This is a genomic window from Enterobacter cloacae complex sp. IR5402, assembly GCF_049238125.1.
In the GTDB taxonomy this organism is placed as follows: Bacteria; Pseudomonadota; Gammaproteobacteria; order Enterobacterales; family Enterobacteriaceae; genus Enterobacter; species Enterobacter hormaechei_C.
In genome coordinates, this window is record NZ_JBMKHO010000005.1 from 156,718 (window position 1) to 173,579 (window position 16,862).

The following is a 16,862-nucleotide window of genomic DNA, read 5'->3' on the forward strand; positions in this document are numbered from 1 at the left end:
GGAGATGTTGTTTAAATTAATCTAGCATTTTAATTATATATGATGAAAATTACCAACAGAACCGCTGAGAGCGCGATCCTGTTGTAGGTATCTTAATTTTATTTATCAAAATCAGGAATAGATTGTTTACCCAACTTGCTTGTTACCTCTTTAGAGATTCTTGTTTCATAAGAAATATAACTATCCAAATATATAGGGTCAACATGTGGAGAGTTGGTTATTTCATAGTTCTTGATTTTGCCTTCTTCTTTTCTTATTCTACTTATTTTGAAAAATGACTCGTACCGAGAAGGCGATACGCCTTCAAAGTTGCAGAATATTACTTTTTGGGTGCTCTCGGTATCTGATTGAGTGATTGCATCATTGTGTAAGTCTAATGCAAGACTCTTTTCATAAGGCTCAATATAAATAACTTTCTTGATCCCTGCGGCCACAATATGTCTAGCGCAATTATGACAAGGGAATGTCGTACAATACATTATTTTGTCTACAGAGCTTATGTTTGTATTTCTAGCTAATGCCATAATGGAATCCATTTCAGCATGAATTGCTCTAGAATATTCTATAATAGATTTTGCTTTAGTTTCAGACATTATTTTTTTGCAATTGTAGCTGATGATTCAACATTTAGCTTGTTGAGAAGTACTTCAATTTCCTTACAAAGGATGTCTTTATGCTTATCGTTAAAACAAGTAGAACGGTTATAACAACGCATATCAGTATTCGTATTAGAAGTATAAAGTCCTCCCCCTGCTTTTGGTACGTCATTGCATCCTGTAGCCAATATATTCCCGTTATCATCCATTATACAAGAACCGACTTGCCTAGATAAACATGCCGAACGAAACGATGCGGAATGAGCAGTAAATATACCGGTCTCATCATGAGTGGGCGTTAGATTTCCAACGCCATGTATTAACTTTAAAAAACGACCTACGGAAGCATTTATATCTGCTACTTGATCAATGTTTTTTATGAAGTAGTCCGCTAAATAAAGTGTTTTTTCAACTTGTTGTCCTGAATCTACCGATTTGCCATTAACATCTTTACTGCTTCTATCTCTTTCCATCAGAATATTTGCTTGTTCTAATGACATAGGTTCATCGCGAAGGTTTTGGACTCTTTCTTCTTTATTTCTTAATAGACCAATGAGATAAAAGTTATTTCGGTAGACTGTTCTGAATAATTCAACCTCGGCCGGGTTTTTGAGCTGATCTATGACGTAAGCTACCTTTTTTTTCGTTTTAGCTAAGCCACCTTTAGTTGTTTCATCTTTAAACTCTGCATTACGTAAAGTGACAATCTCTCTAATAGCCATCTCAGCTACGACTGTCATATTATTTTTATCTGTATTTCTAAGTTGATCTCCTAGGTCCTGCAATACTTTATATCTTTCAAAACCAGTTAGTGATTTTATTTCTCTGGCTTTATCACCTTGCGTATCTGCTATTAAATCGCTAAGTCTAATGTGGCATACTTTATAGCCCACCCCTTTTAATTCGCTTATAACAGAATCTTTAAGTTTTTTTACCCCAGAACCTATTGCCCCACATAAACCTATAATTAATTCTTGTGATCTTCTATCTTTTATTTTTTCATCAATTCTACGGTTGTCCTGTTCATAAACATCACTGTCGTTTGCATTCGATATAATAATAACTTCAGCGGGTTCAGCCATGTAATATCCTCATAAGAGTTCTGAATTGCTGGTTAAATATAAAAAAACCACTCAGAGAGTGGCTTTCAAGTTTGATTGGTTTTACCAATCAAATTCATCTTCAGCAGCTGCAATCCTTTCCATTGCCTCAATGTAATCTTTCTTTTTAAGCTCAACTTCAAAGTCGATGACTGAGCATTGATGCGATGAGTGAGAGGTATTGAAGCCACGGGCAACAGTGTCATCGAGATGATTCATGTCATAAACGTCATCGTTCGCCATTGTCAATAGTATGCCCATACTCTAATCCATCGTTATAGTAAATTTCGCGCGAAATTATACATCCTAAAAAAACTATCGCCAGTATCTTGAGCACATCAAGACAACTTTTCTATAGCAAAGAAAAGCAACTTAGTAAAGTTTTGAGGTTTTGAGGGTTGAATTTATTTTGGCGGAAGATCACAGGAGTCGAACCTGCCCGGGAACGCTGGCGCCCCCAACTGGATTTGAAGTCCAGCCACCTCACCGGAGATGACGATCTTCCGCGCCTGCATTGCTACATGGAGGCGGGGCGCATTATAGCTACTTTCAGGCATTTACCACATACCCCACACCACTTTTTTCACCTCTCTTTTGACCTGAATCCCCCTGTTTCAGCTAATTCTTAAGAAAATCCTCAGGTTAGCATTTCGTGCTCACCAACTTTTATCCCGATCACAAAAAACAAGAAACGTAATCTCTTAACCAGAAAACGCAATACCCGCCCCTGAAACAATGGTTTAAAAAACGGTAACCGGTCTCAGCGCCCCCTACAGCGTGAAGGATAAAAATATGAGCGAAGTCCTGTCAGTAAAAGAGAAGATTGGCTACGGCATGGGAGACGCCGCCAGCCATATCATTTTTGATAACGTCATGCTTTATATGATGTTTTTCTACACCGATATTTTTGGTATTCCCGCCGGGTTTGTCGGCACCATGTTCCTGCTGGCCCGCGCGCTGGATGCGATCTCCGACCCGTGCATGGGCCTGATTGCCGACCGCACCCGCAGCCGCTGGGGCAAGTTCCGTCCGTGGATTTTGTTCGGCGCCATTCCGTTCGGCATCGTCTGCGTGCTGGCCTACACCACGCCGGACCTGAGCCTCAACGGCAAAATGGTTTACGCCGCCATCACCTACACGCTGCTGACCCTGCTCTATACCGTGGTCAACATCCCGTACTGCGCGCTGGGCGGCGTGATCACCAACGACCCGACGCAGCGTATCTCCCTCCAGTCCTGGCGCTTTGTGCTGGCGACGGCGGGCGGCATGCTCTCTACGGTGCTGATGATGCCGCTGGTGAACCTGATTGGCGGCGACGATAAAGCGTTCGGCTTCCAGGGCGGGATCGCCGTGCTGTCGGTGGTCGCGTTCCTGATGCTGGCGTTCTGCTTCTTCACCACCAAAGAGCGCATCCAGGTGCCGCCGAGCACCACCTCCATGCGGGAAGATCTGCGCGACATCTGGCAAAACGACCAGTGGCGTATCGTCGGCGTGCTCACCATCCTCAACATCCTCGCCGTCTGCGTGCGCGGCGGCGCGATGATGTACTACTGCACCTGGATCATGGGCTCGCCGGAGGTGTTCGTCGCCTTCCTCACCACCTACTGCGTCGGTAACCTGATCGGCTCCGCGCTGGCGAAACCGCTCACCGACTGGAAGTGCAAGGTGAGCATCTTCTGGTGGACCAACGCCGCGCTGGCGGTGGTCAGCGTGGCGATGTTCTTCGTGCCGATGCATGCCACCGTGCTGATGTTCGGCTTCATCTTCGTTATCGGCGTGCTGCATCAGCTGGTGACGCCGATTCAGTGGGTCATGATGTCCGATACCGTCGACTACGGCGAATGGACTAACGGCAAACGTCTGACCGGCATCAGCTTTGCGGGCACGCTGTTCGTGCTGAAGCTCGGCCTGGCGCTGGGCGGGGCGATGATCGGCTGGATGCTGGCAGGCGGCGGCTACGACGCGGCGGCCAAAACCCAGAACAGCGCGACCATCAGTATCATTATCGGCCTGTTTACGCTGGCACCAGCGATCTGCTACGTGCTGAGCGCCATCATCGCCAAACGCTACTACACGCTGAAAACCCCCTTCCTGACCAAAATCCTGCGCGAGCTGGCGCAGGGTGCGCGCCGCAATCAGCAGGAGTTTGAAAACCTGCCGGTCAGTAAAGAATTGCAGAACTAAGAGGACGAAAGCATGAAAATCAGTGATGGAAACTGGCTTATTCAACCGGGCCTGAACGTGACGTATCCGGTTCAGGTGTTCGACGTGGAGCAGCAGGGCAATGACCTGGTGGTGTATGTCGCGCCGCGTGACGTGCGCGAACGCACCTGGCAGCTCGACACGTTGATGTTCACGGTGCGCCTGTTTGCCCCGCAGTAAGGGATTGTCGGGGTGCGCATTGAGCACTTCCAGGGCGCGCTGAATAAAGGCCCGCACTATCCGCTGAACGTTCTGAAAGACGTGAAGGTAGAGATTGAAAACAACGCCGAGTTTGCCGAGCTGAAAAGCGGCAGCGTCAGCGTGCGCGTCACCAAAGGCGAGTTCTGGGCGCTGGATTTCCTGCGCAACGGCCAGCGCATTACCGGCAGCCAGCTGAAAAACAACGGCTACGTACAGGACAGCAATACCGATCGCAACTATGTGTTTGAACGTCTGGATCTGGGCGTGGGGGAAACGGTCTACGGCCTGGGCGAGCGCTTCACCGCCCTGGTGCGCAACGGTCAGACGGTCGAAACCTGGAACCGCGACGGGGGCACCAGCACCGAGCAGTCCTACAAAAATATCCCGTTCTACCTGACCAACCGCGGCTACGGCGTGCTGGTGAATCACCCGGAAAACGTCTCGTTTGAAGTCGGCTCCGAGAAAGTGTCCAAAGTGCAGTTCAGCGTGGAAGGGGAATATCTCGACTACTTTGTGATCGACGGCCCGACGCCGAAAGAAGTGCTGAACCGCTATACCCGCTTCACTGGCCGCCCGGCGCTGCCGCCTGCGTGGTCGTTCGGCCTGTGGCTGACCACCTCCTTCACCACCAACTACGATGAAGCGACGGTGAACAGCTTTATCGACGGCATGGCCGAGCGCGACCTGCCGCTGCACGTCTTCCACTTCGACTGCTTCTGGATGAAGGCCTTCCAGTGGTGCGACTTCGAGTGGGACCCGGTGACCTTCCCCGATCCGGAAGGGATGATCCGCCGCCTGAAAGAGAAAGGGCTGAAGGTCTGCGTGTGGATTAACCCGTACATCGGCCAGAAATCCCCGATTTTCCGCGAGCTGAAAGAGAAGGGCTACCTGCTGAAGCGCCCGGACGGCTCCCTGTGGCAGTGGGACAAATGGCAGCCGGGGCTGGCGATCTACGACTTCACCAACCCGGACGCGTGCCGGTGGTACGCCGACAAGTTGAAAGGCCTGGTGGAGATCGGAGTCGACTGCTTCAAGACCGATTTCGGCGAGCGTATCCCGACGGACGTCCAGTGGTTCGACGGTTCCGATCCGCAGAAGATGCACAACCATTACGCCTACATCTATAACGAGCTGGTGTGGAACGTGCTGAAAGAGACGGTGGGAGAAGAAGAGGCGGTGCTGTTTGCCCGCTCCGCGTCCGTGGGTGCGCAACAGTTCCCGGTACACTGGGGCGGCGACTGCTACGCCAACTATGAATCGATGGCCGAAAGCCTGCGCGGCGGGCTGTCGATTGGCCTGTCCGGCTTCGGGTTCTGGAGCCACGATATCGGCGGGTTCGAAAACACCGCTCCGGCGCACGTCTACAAACGCTGGTGCGCGTTCGGGCTGTTCTCCAGCCACAGCCGCCTGCACGGCAGCAAATCCTACCGCGTGCCGTGGGCGTACGATGACGAGTCCTGCGACGTGGTGCGCCACTTCACGCAGCTGAAATGCCAGCTGATGCCGTACCTGTATCGTCAGGCGGCTCTGGCGCGTGAGTTCGGCACGCCGATGCTGCGGGCGATGATGCTGGAGTTCCCGGACGATCCGGCGTGTGACTATCTTGACCGTCAGTACATGCTGGGGGATTCAATGATGGTGGCGCCGGTGTTCTCCGAGGCGGGCGACGTGCAGTTCTGGCTGCCGGAAGGGCGCTGGACGCACCTGTGGCACAACGACGAAATCGAGGGTAGCCGCTGGCATAAGCAGCAGCACGATTTCCAGAGCCTGCCGGTCTATGTGCGCGACAACACGCTGCTGGCGCTCGGCAATAATAACCAGAAGCCGGACTATGCGTGGCATGAGGGGACAGCCTTCCAGCTCTTCAACCTGAGCGATGGCGCAACGGCGGTGAGTGAAGTGCCTGCGGCGGACGGTTCCGTGTTGTTTACGCTGAAGGCGTCACGTCAGGGCGACGTCGTGACCTTTACCGGCACGGGAGATGCGCAAAACTGGTCGGTGTGCTTGCGCAACGTGCAGAAGGTCGGCGGCGTAAAAGGCGGTTCACATGCGGGCAGCGAGTGGGGTGTGGTGGTGAAAGCCGAGGGGGATGAGGTGGTGGTTCACCTCTGAGCTGGAAAAATGCCCGGTGGCGCTTAGCTTACCGGGCCTACATGAGATCGTAGGCCGGGTAAGGCGAAGCCGCCACCCGGCTATTTACTGTGCCGGAGCCACCGTCGACACCACACCACCCGTCATCGTCTGTTGCACCTGCTGTTTATCCATATTCACCGCGCTCAGCTTCCCGTTCACCGTCGGCTTCAGCGGCGCATTCGCCTGCACGCTGCCGCTGGCGGTGAGCTGAATATTGCCGTCGCCCGTAATCGGCAGCGCTGGCCAGCCCCACTGCTGCAAGACGTTGAGTGGTACACCGCGCCCGTTCAGGCTCACGGTGGTTTGTCGCTGTGGCAGCTGTGACACGGTGGCGGTCGCTTCCAGGATCCCTTTCTCGGTAAAGGCGCTCAGGTCGGTAATATTTACCGTTGCGGCGTTGGCATTCAGCGCCAGCGACGGGCGACGCACGTCGACGCGGTTAAAGGTCGCTGCCGCCCCGTTGAGGGTTGCGTTACCGCCCCACACGCCCCACTTGTGATCCTGCGCCAGCCGCAAATTAGCGCCATAACCGTCGAGGGAGGTGATCTGCCACGGGAACGCCGGATCGATGTCGATCACCAGGTTGCGGCTCAGGCCGAATTTTTTCAGCGTCACGCTGTTCAGCCATGCCGGGAGCGGGTCCATCCACAGCGTTTTCCAGTTTTCCGGAAGCGTATATTCCAGCCCGGCAATCGCAACGTCGTCCAGCACCAGCGCCTGACCCTCGCGCAGCCAGTTGCCGGAGGTGCGCACCATGCCCCCTTCCCAGCGGGAGGTGAACTGACGCAGCGCAATGCCCTGCGGGGAGAATTCCGCATTCAGGATAGGGTCAAACAGATGCAGCGAGCCGTAGATAAATTCGCTGGCGTTCATGGATAACCGTCCCTCCTGGCTTTGCCAGTCACCTTTACTCAGGGTGAGGTTACGCAGGCTGAGATCGAGGTCGGTTACCGCCCAGTCTGGCCCCTGTAGACGGGCATCGGTCACTTCCAGCCGCCCAATCTGTAACGAAGGCAGGGTGGAGAGAGGGGCGAAGAAATCCAGCAGCGATTTGTCGCTTTGCAGGCGGATCTCATTCAGACGCAGGGTGTTGATAACCCAGCCACCGTCGGCATTACGCAGAGCCGAGCCCGTAAGCGAGCCGCGCGCCATATCGGCACCGATGGTATTCAGCGCCACCTCTTTGCCGTTGAGTTGTCCCTGAATCAGCACGTTGTTGGCCGGTATGCCGTTGAGGGTGAGCGACCCGGCGCTCATCTGGATTTGCGCATTTTTCCCCAGTACGTTCCCCGCCTCGGGCTGCCACGGGCTGACGCCGCCGGTCACCTTTTGCGCACTGAGATCCCACTCCGTATTCGGGCTGTTAAAGGCCATGTTATTCAGTTGCAGACGGTCGGCCTGGAACGGCAGCGGCGCCGTCTGCGGCGATAAATTCAGCGTGCCATCGAACAAGGTGATGGCATCCATATGCAGCGGGTCGGTGATCTGGCGGCTGCTTAAGCCAATATCCACTTTTTTAGCGACCAGCGTGGCCGGTTTGCCATCTCGTCCGAAGGTAACGTTTTCCAGAAGGATGTGAGAAGGGGATGAAAAGCGGTGATCCATCAGGTCAAAGTTGAGCTCGTAATCGGTATTCACCGTGATCCAGCTGCTGACCTGCGATGCGCCCCAGCGGGTCTGGAGCAGAAAATAAAAGGCTAGCACTACAATGAGCAGGGCTACCAGAAGATAGATAAGCAGCTTTCCAATAAATTTCATGGTCTTCCCTCCCGCGAAACGCACATAAGGGTGTTATGCACGAATTATGCGCAATGCTCAAGGCGGGAATGGTGTAAAGAGATGTCACGGCAGGCATTGACAGCCTGCCGTGTGGGGATCAGTTCTTTTCAGGCGGGAAAATGAGATTCAGCACGATAGCGGTAATACCGCCCGCGGCGATGCCGGAAGAGAGCAGGTTTTTCACCCAGTCCGGGGCAAACTGCAAAATCATCGGCTGCTGGGAGACGCCAAGCCCTACGGCGAGAGACAGCGCAATAATCATGATTGCGCGGCGGTTCAGCGGCTCGCGGGAGACGATACGCACGCCGGAGGCCGCGATAGTACCGAACATGACCAGCGTCGCGCCGCCCAGCACCGGCTCGGGAATGTGCTGTACAAATCCGCTTACCGCCGGGAACAGGCCGAGGACCACGAGCATCAGCGCCACCACGAAGCCCACGTAGCGGCTGGCCACGCCGGTCAGCTGGATCACGCCGTTGTTCTGGCCGAAGCAGGAGTTCGGGAAGGTGTTGAACACCGCCGAGACAAACGAGTTCAGTCCGTTCGCCAGCACGCCGCCTTTAAGACGTTTCATGTACAGCGGGCCGGAGACCGGCTGCTCGGACACGTCGGAGGTGGCGGTGATATCGCCAATGGTTTCCAGCGAGGTAATCATAAAGACCAGCATCAGCGGCAGGAGCAGACTCCAGTCAATGCCCAGGCCATAGTAGAGCGGCGTTGGCACGGTAATCAACGCGCTGTTGGTTGGGGTGGTGTTCTCCGGGAGCATACCCAGCGCCCACGCCAGCAGGTAACCGGCCGCCATGGCGATCACCAGCGATGCCACGCGCAGGTACGGGTTACGCTGACGGTTAAGCAGAATAATGATCGCCAGCACCACGCCTGCCAGCAGCAGGTTTTTCGGCGCGCCGAAGGTATGGTCGCTCATTGCCGCGTAGCCGCCCCCGATGGAGGTCAGACCCACCTGAATCAGCGACAGGCCGATAATCATCACCACCACGCCGGAGACCAGCGGGGTGATCACCCGGCGCGCCAGGTGCAGAACGCGGGAGATGAACATCTCTGTGCAGCTTGCCAGCATCAGGGTGCCGAAAAGCGCCGCCATCATCGTCGGGACATCTGCGCCGCCGGTTTTCAGTGCCGTACCGCCCATGATCAGCGGCGCCACAAAGTTAAAGCTGGTGCCCTGAATCGACAGCAAACCTGAACCCACCGGACCCCAGGCTTTAATTTGAATGATGGAGGCCACGCCGGAAGCGAACAGAGACATACTGATGATGTGTTGCGTATCCTGCGCCGGTAACCCTAGCGCCTGGCAAATCAGCAGAGCCGGCGTGATGACCGCAACGAACATCGCCAGCAGGTGCTGGCAGGCGGCAAACAGGGTTTGAGGCAGCGGGGGACGATCTTCAAGGCGGTAAATCAGTTCGCTGTTTTGCTTCTGCGCAATCGGTTGCGCATCAGCAGACTCCAGAGTGTTAACAGACATCGGCGGCAATCCCACGGTGGAAAAGCGGGCATTTTAGCTGACCACCTGGTAAAAGCAAACGATTGCCAGCAAAAAAAAGAGAGAAAATCTGCCGGTGTGAGCAGCTTTTCTACAACGAACAGCAAAAAAAAATTACACTTTTCGCGCCGGCGGCTCATGACGAGCATCACCCGGCCCAGGATAACGCCGCGTGTGTATGGAATACGCGCATAACAGGAGCCTTTTATGATTCATCTCGATACGTTGTCGACCCTTGTTGCCGCAACGCTGGTTCTTCTGCTTGGTCGCAAGCTGGTACACAGTGTTTCCTTTCTGAAAAAGTACACCATTCCTGAACCCGTCGCCGGTGGTTTGCTGGTGGCGCTGGCCCTGCTGGTACTGAAAAAAAGCATGGGCTGGGAAATCGATTTTGATATGTCCCTGAAAGATCCGTTGATGCTGGCCTTCTTTGCCACTATCGGCCTGAACGCTAACCTCGCAAGCCTACGTTCGGGTGGCAAGGTGCTGGGCGTGTTTCTGATTGTTGTGGTGGGCCTGCTTCTGATGCAAAACGCCATCGGCATCGGTATGGCGTCATTGCTGGGGCTGGATCCGCTGATGGGTCTGCTGGCGGGGTCGATTACCCTGTCAGGTGGCCACGGAACGGGCGCGGCGTGGAGCAAGCTGTTCATCGAACGCTATGGCTTTGAAAACGCAACGGAAGTGGCGATGGCCTGCGCGACCTTTGGCCTGGTGCTTGGCGGGCTGATTGGCGGCCCGGTGGCGCGCTATCTGGTGAAACACTCCACCACGCCGGAAGGCAGGCCAGACGATGAAATGGTGCCGACCGCATTTGAAAAACCGGACGTTGGCCGTAGTATCACCTCGCTGGTGATGATTGAAACCATCGCCATGATTGCTATCTGCCTCACCGTGGGCAAAATCGTTGCGCAATGGCTGGCGGGAACGGCTTTCGAACTGCCAACCTTTGTCTGCGTGCTGTTTATCGGGGTGATCCTGAGCAACGGTCTGGCGCAGATGGGCTTCTACCGCGTCTTTGAGCGCGCAGTGTCCGTGCTGGGGAACGTCAGCCTGTCGCTGTTCCTGGCGATGGCGCTGATGAGCCTCAAGCTGTGGGAACTGGCCTCGCTGGCGCTGCCGATGGTGGCGATCCTGGCGGTACAGGCCGTGTTTATGGCGCTGTATGCCATCTTTGTTACCTGGCGCATGATGGGCAAAAACTATGATGCGGCGGTACTGGCAGCGGGCCACTGTGGGTTTGGACTGGGGGCAACGCCAACGGCCATCGCAAACATGCAGGCGATCACTGAACGGTTCGGTCCGTCGCACATGGCGTTTCTGGTGGTGCCGATGGTGGGGGCATTCTTCATTGATATCGTCAACGCGCTGGTCATTAAGCTCTACCTGATGCTGCCGATGTTTGGCTGATCGTCAGGCGTTGGAATACCGCTCGGTTTCCGGCATCCAGCGTTCAATTAACGCTGCCGCCTGTTCGGGGTAGCGTTCATGAATATGACGCGCAAGGCGTTGTACTTCGGGGATCATGGCCTGATCGCGCAACAAATCCGCCACTTTAAATTCGGCGTTACCCGTCTGACGCGTGCCCAGCAGTTCACCCGGGCCGCGGATCTCCAGATCTTTTTGCGCAATGACGAAGCCGTCATTGCTGTCGCGTAATACCTGCAAACGCATCTGCGCGGTTTTCGACAGCGGGGCTTTGTAGAGCAGCACGCAGTGAGAGGCGATCGCGCCACGCCCCACGCGGCCTCGTAGCTGGTGGAGCTGCGCCAGGCCCAGGCGCTCCGGGTTCTCAATAATCATCAGGCTGGAGTTCGGCACGTCCACGCCCACTTCGATAACCGTGGTCGCAACGAGTAAATGCAGTTCACCCTGTTTGAACGACTGCATCACCGCCTGCTTTTCGGCAGGCTTCATGCGCCCGTGAACCAGACCGACGTTCAGCTCCGGCAGGGCGAGCTTTAACTCTTCCCATGTGGCTTCGGCAGCCTGCGCTTCCAGCAGCTCAGACTCTTCAATCAGGGTACAGACCCAGTAAGCCTGACGTCCTTCGTGGGTGCAGGCGTTGCGCACGCGGTCAATGATGTCGCTGCGGCGCGTGTCCGGAATGGCGACCGTTGTCACCGGCGTACGACCCGGGGGGAGTTCGTCGATGGTGGAGGTATCCAGATCGGCATAGGCCGTCATCGCCAGGGTGCGCGGAATCGGCGTGGCGGTCATGATCAGCTGATGCGGGTGGAAGCCCTGTTGCAGACCTTTCTCCCACAACGCCAGACGCTGATGAACACCAAAGCGGTGCTGTTCGTCGATAATCACCAGCGCCAGGCCGTTAAACTGCACCTGTTCCTGGAAAATGGCGTGCGTGCCGACAATCATCTGCACCTGCCCGCTGGCTATCGCCTCCTGCTGCGCAAGGCGCGCTTTGCCCTTCTGCTTCCCGGCCAGCCAGCCCACTTCAATTCCCAGCGGGGCAAACCAGTTACGGAAATTGTTGGCGTGCTGCTCGGCCAGCAGTTCCGTCGGTGCCATCAGCGCCACCTGCTTGCCGTGGGCGATAGCGCGCAAAGCGGCCAGCGCGGCGACCAGCGTTTTACCGGAACCCACATCGCCCTGCACCAGGCGCATCATCGGCACATCCAGCGCCATATCGCGTTCGATCTCGGCGGTCACCCGCGCCTGGGCGCCGGTGGGTTTAAACGGCAGTGAGGCCAGCAGCTTATCTTTGAGCTCATCACGCTGGCTTAATGGCTGCGCGTGGAAACGCTGCGCACCTGCGCGCAGGGCCAGCATGCTCAGGTTGTGAGCCAGTAATTCCTCAAGGATAAGACGCCGTTGGGCGGGGTGTTTACCGCTCTCTAAATCAACAAGCTGAAGCGTTGGCGGTGGGCGGTGCAGGGTGCGCAACGCCTCTGGCAGGCTCATCATGCCCTGCGCCAGCTCCGGCGGCAGCAGCTCGTTAATGGCGCAGGTATCGAGCAGCTCCAGCGCCTGGTCGGTGAGCTTGCGCAGCGTAGCCTGCTTAATGCCTTCAGTGGTTGGATAGACCGGCGTGAGCGTCTCCTGTAGCTCAGGTGAGCTGAGATCGCCCTGCACGCGGTATTCCGGGTGGATCATCTCCGCGCCGTATTTGCCCCGTTTGGCTTCACCGTACGCAAGTACGCGTCGTCCAGTGGCAAGGCTGTTTTTCATTGCCGCATTGAAGTTGAAAAAGCGCATGGTAAGAATACCGGTGCCGTCGCTGATCTGGCAGGTCATCATCCTGCGTCCGCCAAAGGTGATGTTGCAGTTCAGCACTTCCCCTTCAACGGTGGCGTAAATAGCGGGCAGCAGATCGCCAATTTTATAAAGCTGAGTACGGTCTTCGTAACGCAGGGGGAGGTGGAGCAGGAGATCCTGCACGGTGTGCAGGCCAATCTTCGCCAGTTTACTGCTTTGTGCCGCGCCCACGCCCGTCAGGCTGTTGAGCGGTATAGCGTCCAGCAGGCGGCCTTTCATGATTTATCCCGCGTACTGCATGGTGGACCACCACTCGGCATCGGCTTCAATTTCGCCCTGCGCGTTGACGTGGGGGTAAGGCAATTTCTTCTGCTTCGCAACGCGAGCCAGCACCGGATAGCCACCTTCAAACAGCAGGCGCTGCTGCTCCTCTTCCGGCAGCATGCTGTTGCTGCGCTCGTACATTCCGGCATTCTGACGCTGGCGCTGCGCTTCATACAGGATCAGCGCTGAGGCGACCGACACGTTGAGTGACTGGACCATGCCAATCATCGGAATGATGATGTCCCGATCGGCCAAATCCAGTGCTTCCTGCGTGATCCCCGTTTTCTCCTGGCCCATTAAAATACAGGTCGGACGGGTGTAGTCGATCTCACGGAAATCCACGGCTTTAGCAGAGAGGTTGGTTGCCAGAACCTGCATGCCACGCCCTTTCAGGTGCGAGACCGCTTCACCAATAGTCTGGTGAGTTTTCACGGATACCCAGCTGTTGCTGCCTGCGGCGGTGGAGGCCATGGTACGCATACGTGCGCCTGGCCAGACGGCGTGGACTTCATGCACGCCGACGGCATCTGCGGTGCGGACGATAGCAGAGACGTTATGAGGTTTATGGACCTGCTCCATGCAGACCGTCAGATCAGGCTGACGCCTGGCGAGCATTTCGCAGATTCGCTCGTAACGTTTTGAATTCATAATGCTAGTTTCGGTTACGGGTGACTTTAATGACATCCGGCATCACGCGGATCTTGCGCATAATATTTGCCAGATGCACGCGGTCACGGGCGGTCAGGCGAATAAAGGCGCTGTAAACGCGGCCATCTTTTTCTTCCGTATTCAGGCTTTGAATGTTGGACGAGGCCGTGTTAATCGCTGCCGTCAGGTTCGCCAGTGCACCCTGGTGGTTGAACATATCCACCTTGATTTCAGTGATAAATTCCTGCGCCGTCTCTTTATCCCACTCGACCGCCATGAACTTCTCAGGCTCTTTCTGATAGCCACGGATGTTACGGCAGGATTCGTGGTGGATCACCAGCCCTTTACCCGGGCTGACGTGCGCAATAATCGGGTCGCCTGGGATAGGACGGCAGCATTTGGCGAAGGTGATGAGCACACCGTCAGCGCCTTTGATCGGCAGGTGACCATGATTTTGCGTGGTGGCAGGAACGGCTGTCGTTTCACCTTGTTGCAGGTTCTTCGCCACGACCACGCTCATGGCGTTGCCGAGACCAATCTCTGCCAGCAGGTCATCCAGCGAGGCGAGCTTCATACGCTCCAGCTCATGCTGAATGTTTTCTGGCGGGATCTCTGCCAATTTGCGGCTGCCACCCAGCGCGTGATTGAGCAGACGACGCCCCAGGCTAACGGAGTCGTCGCGCTTAAGGTTTTTCAGCAGCTGGCGGATTTTTGCGCGCGCTTTTGAGCTCACGACAAAGTTCAGCCAGGCGGCGTTAGGACGTGCCCCCGGCGCGGTAATGATCTCCACCGTCTGTCCGCTGAAGAGCGGCTGCGACAGCGGATAAGGCTGCCTGTCGACGCGGGCACCTACGCAGGCATGGCCGATATCGGTATGCACGGCGTAAGCGAAGTCGACCGGTGTCGCGCCCGCAGGCAGTTCGACAATGCGCCCTTCCGGCGTGAAAACGTAAATCTCATCCGGGAAGAGATCGGATTTAACGCTCTCGATAAATTCAAACGAGCTACCTGCGCTCTGTTGCAGCTCCAGCAGGCTCTGCATCCAGCGCTGGGCGCGGATTTGCGCGGTGGTGCTGCTTTCACCACCGTGCTCTTTATAGGCCCAGTGTGCCGCGACACCCATTTCCGCCATCTGATCCATGTCTTCGGTACGAATTTGCACCTCAACCGGAACGCCGTGCGGGCCAATCATCGAGGTGTGCAAAGACTGGTATCCGTTCGCTTTTGGAATGGCGATGTAATCTTTGACGCGCCCCGGGCGTGGCTTGTACAGGCTATGCATCTGCCCCAGCACGCGGTAGCAGGTGTCCGAGTCGTGGACGATCACGCGGAATGCGTAGATATCCATGATCGAGTGAAAACGCTGCTCTTTGAGCACCATTTTGCAGTAGATAGAGTACAAATGCTTTTCGCGACCGCTCACGCGGCACGGAATGCCCGCTTCCTGCAAACGCCCTTCGATTTCAGAGAGGATCTTTTGAATCATCTCTTTACGGTTACCGCGAGCGGCTTTCACCACCTCTTTAATCACGCGATAGCGGTTCGGGTACAACGCCTCAAAACCCAGCTCTTCCAGCTCGGTTTTAATGTGATGAATACCTAAACGGTGCGCCAGCGGACTGTAGATTTCGAGGGTTTCACGGGCGATGCGGCGACGTTTATCCGGGCGAAGTGAGCCCAGCGTGCGCATATTGTGGGTGCGGTCAGCGAGTTTGATGAGGATGACGCGGATATCCTGCACCATCGCCATGATCATCTTGCGGAAGTTTTCGGCCTGCGCCTCTTTCTTATCGCGGAATTTCAGCTTATCAAGCTTAGAGACCCCTTCCACCAGCTCGGCAACGCTTTTGCCAAACAGCTGTTCCATGTCCTGGTAGGTGGCAGGGGTATCTTCAATCACGTCATGCAGCAGGGCGGCCATCAGCGTTTCGTAGTCGAGTTTCATCTCGGCCAGAATACAGGCCACCGCTACCGGGTGCGTGATATAGGGTTCACCGCTTGAACGTGTCTGGCCCTCGTGAGCGTCACGTGCAACGAGATACGCCTGCTGAAGACGCTTAATCTGGTCTTCAGGCAGGTAGGTTTGAATCAGTTGATTCAGGCTTTCAAACAGATACAAGGGCGACCCGCAGGTTTAATTAACGACGACCTTCAGCAATAGCGGTAACAGCTTGTAATTCAGCGGCTTCCTGCTCTTGCTGCTCCTGGCGCTCACGCACGTCGAGGATCTGGTTGTTGATCAGACCTTCTTCGATTTCGCGAAGTGCAATAACGGTGGTTTTATCGTTTTCTTCCGGTACCAGCGGATCTTTACCGCCTACCTGCATCTGACGAGCGCGACGCGCGGCGACCAGCACCAGGTCAAAACGGTTACCAATTTTCTCTACAGCGTCCTGAACAGTTACGCGTGCCATACTTAAAATGCTCCACAGGTGAAGAAATGACTGGGCATGATACTGAAAGTGGGTTCAGTCTGCCAACAGTTTGGTGATTAATGCGTCATGTCGCTGCTTCTGGCGGCTCATACGCAGGCGTTCTGCGCGAAGGATAGTTTTGAGATCGCTCAGCGCGGCATCAAAATCATCATTCACAATAAGGTAATCATATTCCGCGTAATGGCTCATTTCTGCAACAGCCTGCGCCATACGCTTCGCGATAACTTCTTCGCTGTCCTGGCCGCGACCACGCAGGCGGCGATCCAGTTCATCTTTCGATGGCGGTAAAATAAAGATACTGCGCGAATCAGGCATTTTCTTACGAATTTGCTGCGCGCCCTGCCAGTCGATATCCAGGAACACGTTCACGCCGGTCGCCAGAACCTGCTCAATGGTTTCACGCGAAGTACCGTAGTAGTTACCGAATACTTCTGCGTGTTCAAGAAACGCGTCTCTGCCAATCATCGCTCTGAATTCGTCGTGATTTACAAAGAAATAGTGTTCACCGTGCACTTCACCCGGACGCGGTGCTCGCGTGGTGTGAGAAACAGAAACCTGCGTATCGTACAACGGTTGGGTTTTTAACAGTGCCTGAATAAGGCTGGATTTACCCGCGCCACTAGGGGCAGAAACAATATAAAGCGTGCCTTGAGCCATGAGAGTCTTTTGTATGTGTTAACGAAGAAGTCCTACATACGGGCTTATTATACACGTCGCCGCT

Annotated in this window: 12 protein-coding genes, 1 tRNA gene and 1 pseudogene; 3 read left to right on the plus strand and 11 right to left on the minus strand. The window is 55.2% G+C overall.

From position 1 onward, the window contains the following. Window positions 1-98 precede the first annotated feature (98 nt). From ACOTXL_RS11195 to ACOTXL_RS11210, 4 genes are all read right to left on the minus strand, one after another. Window positions 99-593, minus strand: coding sequence for a deaminase (locus ACOTXL_RS11195; RefSeq protein WP_208194722.1), 495 nt, complete (start codon window positions 591-593; stop codon window positions 99-101). After that, the gene (locus tag ACOTXL_RS11200; protein ID WP_228041291.1) at window positions 593-1,678 is read right to left on the minus strand and encodes a hypothetical protein; all 1,086 of its coding nucleotides are present in this window, start codon (window positions 1,676-1,678) and stop codon (window positions 593-595) included. The genes ACOTXL_RS11195 and ACOTXL_RS11200 overlap by 1 nt, the downstream gene beginning before the upstream one ends. Window positions 1,679-1,759: 81 nt before the next feature. Further along, window positions 1,760-1,957 (minus strand): hypothetical protein, encoded by a 198-nt coding sequence (locus ACOTXL_RS11205; protein ID WP_045350360.1) that lies wholly within the window; start codon window positions 1,955-1,957, stop codon window positions 1,760-1,762. Between the two features lie 149 nt (window positions 1,958-2,106). Beyond that, window positions 2,107-2,201, minus strand: a tRNA-Sec gene (locus tag ACOTXL_RS11210). Between the two features lie 287 nt (window positions 2,202-2,488). On the opposite strand from ACOTXL_RS11210, the gene ACOTXL_RS11215 reads away from it, so the two are divergent. Together ACOTXL_RS11215 and yicI are read left to right on the plus strand one after the other, a co-directional pair. Next, window positions 2,489-3,880, plus strand: coding sequence for a glycoside-pentoside-hexuronide family transporter (locus ACOTXL_RS11215; RefSeq protein WP_015570055.1), 1,392 nt, complete (start codon window positions 2,489-2,491; stop codon window positions 3,878-3,880). Between the two features lie 12 nt (window positions 3,881-3,892). Next, window positions 3,893-6,211: pseudogene (gene yicI / locus ACOTXL_RS11220) on the plus strand (alpha-xylosidase). An 84-nt stretch (window positions 6,212-6,295) separates the two neighbouring features. Here the strand turns inward: yicI and ACOTXL_RS11225 are convergent. Together ACOTXL_RS11225 and xanP are read right to left on the minus strand one after the other, a co-directional pair. Further along, window positions 6,296-7,990 carry an AsmA family protein gene (locus ACOTXL_RS11225; RefSeq protein WP_023323962.1) on the minus strand — a complete coding sequence of 565 codons (1,695 nt, stop codon included), beginning with the start codon at window positions 7,988-7,990 and terminating at the stop codon, window positions 6,296-6,298. Window positions 7,991-8,108: 118 nt separating this feature from the next. Next, window positions 8,109-9,500, minus strand: coding sequence for a xanthine/proton symporter XanP (xanP, locus tag ACOTXL_RS11230; protein ID WP_003860925.1), 1,392 nt, complete (start codon window positions 9,498-9,500; stop codon window positions 8,109-8,111). A gap of 225 nt (window positions 9,501-9,725) precedes the next feature. Between xanP and gltS the strand changes: the two genes are divergently transcribed. Continuing rightward, window positions 9,726-10,928 (plus strand): sodium/glutamate symporter, encoded by a 1,203-nt coding sequence (gene gltS / locus ACOTXL_RS11235; RefSeq protein WP_006812438.1) that lies wholly within the window; start codon window positions 9,726-9,728, stop codon window positions 10,926-10,928. Between the two features lie 3 nt (window positions 10,929-10,931). Here gltS and recG read toward each other — a convergent pair whose 3' ends face one another. From recG to gmk, 5 genes are read right to left on the minus strand one after another with little or no spacing between them, the layout of a single operon-like run. After that, entirely contained in the window at window positions 10,932-13,013 is a 2,082-nt protein-coding gene (recG, locus tag ACOTXL_RS11240) for an ATP-dependent DNA helicase RecG (protein ID WP_015570052.1), read from the minus strand. 3 nt (window positions 13,014-13,016) lie between these two features. Continuing rightward, entirely contained in the window at window positions 13,017-13,706 is a 690-nt protein-coding gene (gene trmH / locus ACOTXL_RS11245) for a tRNA (guanosine(18)-2'-O)-methyltransferase TrmH (protein WP_003860922.1), read from the minus strand. A gap of 4 nt (window positions 13,707-13,710) precedes the next feature. Then, a complete protein-coding gene (gene spoT, locus ACOTXL_RS11250) occupies window positions 13,711-15,825 on the minus strand; it encodes a bifunctional GTP diphosphokinase/guanosine-3',5'-bis pyrophosphate 3'-pyrophosphohydrolase (RefSeq protein WP_003860921.1) in 2,115 nt (704 codons plus the stop codon). Between the two features lie 19 nt (window positions 15,826-15,844). Continuing rightward, window positions 15,845-16,120 carry a DNA-directed RNA polymerase subunit omega gene (gene rpoZ, locus ACOTXL_RS11255; RefSeq protein ID WP_000135058.1) on the minus strand — a complete coding sequence of 92 codons (276 nt, stop codon included), beginning with the start codon at window positions 16,118-16,120 and terminating at the stop codon, window positions 15,845-15,847. Between the two features lie 54 nt (window positions 16,121-16,174). Beyond that, the gene (gmk, locus tag ACOTXL_RS11260; RefSeq protein ID WP_006177710.1) at window positions 16,175-16,798 is read right to left on the minus strand and encodes a guanylate kinase; all 624 of its coding nucleotides are present in this window, start codon (window positions 16,796-16,798) and stop codon (window positions 16,175-16,177) included. Between the last annotated feature and the right edge of the window lie 64 nt (window positions 16,799-16,862).

What these genes read in the sequence shown, in the direction of transcription:
- ACOTXL_RS11200 (WP_228041291.1), bottom strand. Translation starts at nt 1,678, where the DNA reads ATGGCTGAACCCGCTGAAGTTATTATTATATCGAATGCAAACGACAGT.
- ACOTXL_RS11215 (WP_015570055.1), top strand. Translation starts at nt 2,489, where the DNA reads ATGAGCGAAGTCCTGTCAGTAAAAGAGAAGATTGGCTACGGCATGGGA.
- xanP (WP_003860925.1), bottom strand. Translation starts at nt 9,500, where the DNA reads ATGTCTGTTAACACTCTGGAGTCTGCTGATGCGCAACCGATTGCGCAG.
- ACOTXL_RS11225 (WP_023323962.1), bottom strand. Translation starts at nt 7,990, where the DNA reads ATGAAATTTATTGGAAAGCTGCTTATCTATCTTCTGGTAGCCCTGCTC.
- ACOTXL_RS11205 (WP_045350360.1), bottom strand. Translation starts at nt 1,957, where the DNA reads ATGGGCATACTATTGACAATGGCGAACGATGACGTTTATGACATGAAT.
- recG (WP_015570052.1), bottom strand. Translation starts at nt 13,013, where the DNA reads ATGAAAGGCCGCCTGCTGGACGCTATACCGCTCAACAGCCTGACGGGC.
- ACOTXL_RS11195 (WP_208194722.1), bottom strand. Translation starts at nt 593, where the DNA reads ATGTCTGAAACTAAAGCAAAATCTATTATAGAATATTCTAGAGCAATT.
- rpoZ (WP_000135058.1), bottom strand. Translation starts at nt 16,120, where the DNA reads ATGGCACGCGTAACTGTTCAGGACGCTGTAGAGAAAATTGGTAACCGT.
- gmk (WP_006177710.1), bottom strand. Translation starts at nt 16,798, where the DNA reads ATGGCTCAAGGCACGCTTTATATTGTTTCTGCCCCTAGTGGCGCGGGT.
- gltS (WP_006812438.1), top strand. Translation starts at nt 9,726, where the DNA reads ATGATTCATCTCGATACGTTGTCGACCCTTGTTGCCGCAACGCTGGTT.
- trmH (WP_003860922.1), bottom strand. Translation starts at nt 13,706, where the DNA reads ATGAATTCAAAACGTTACGAGCGAATCTGCGAAATGCTCGCCAGGCGT.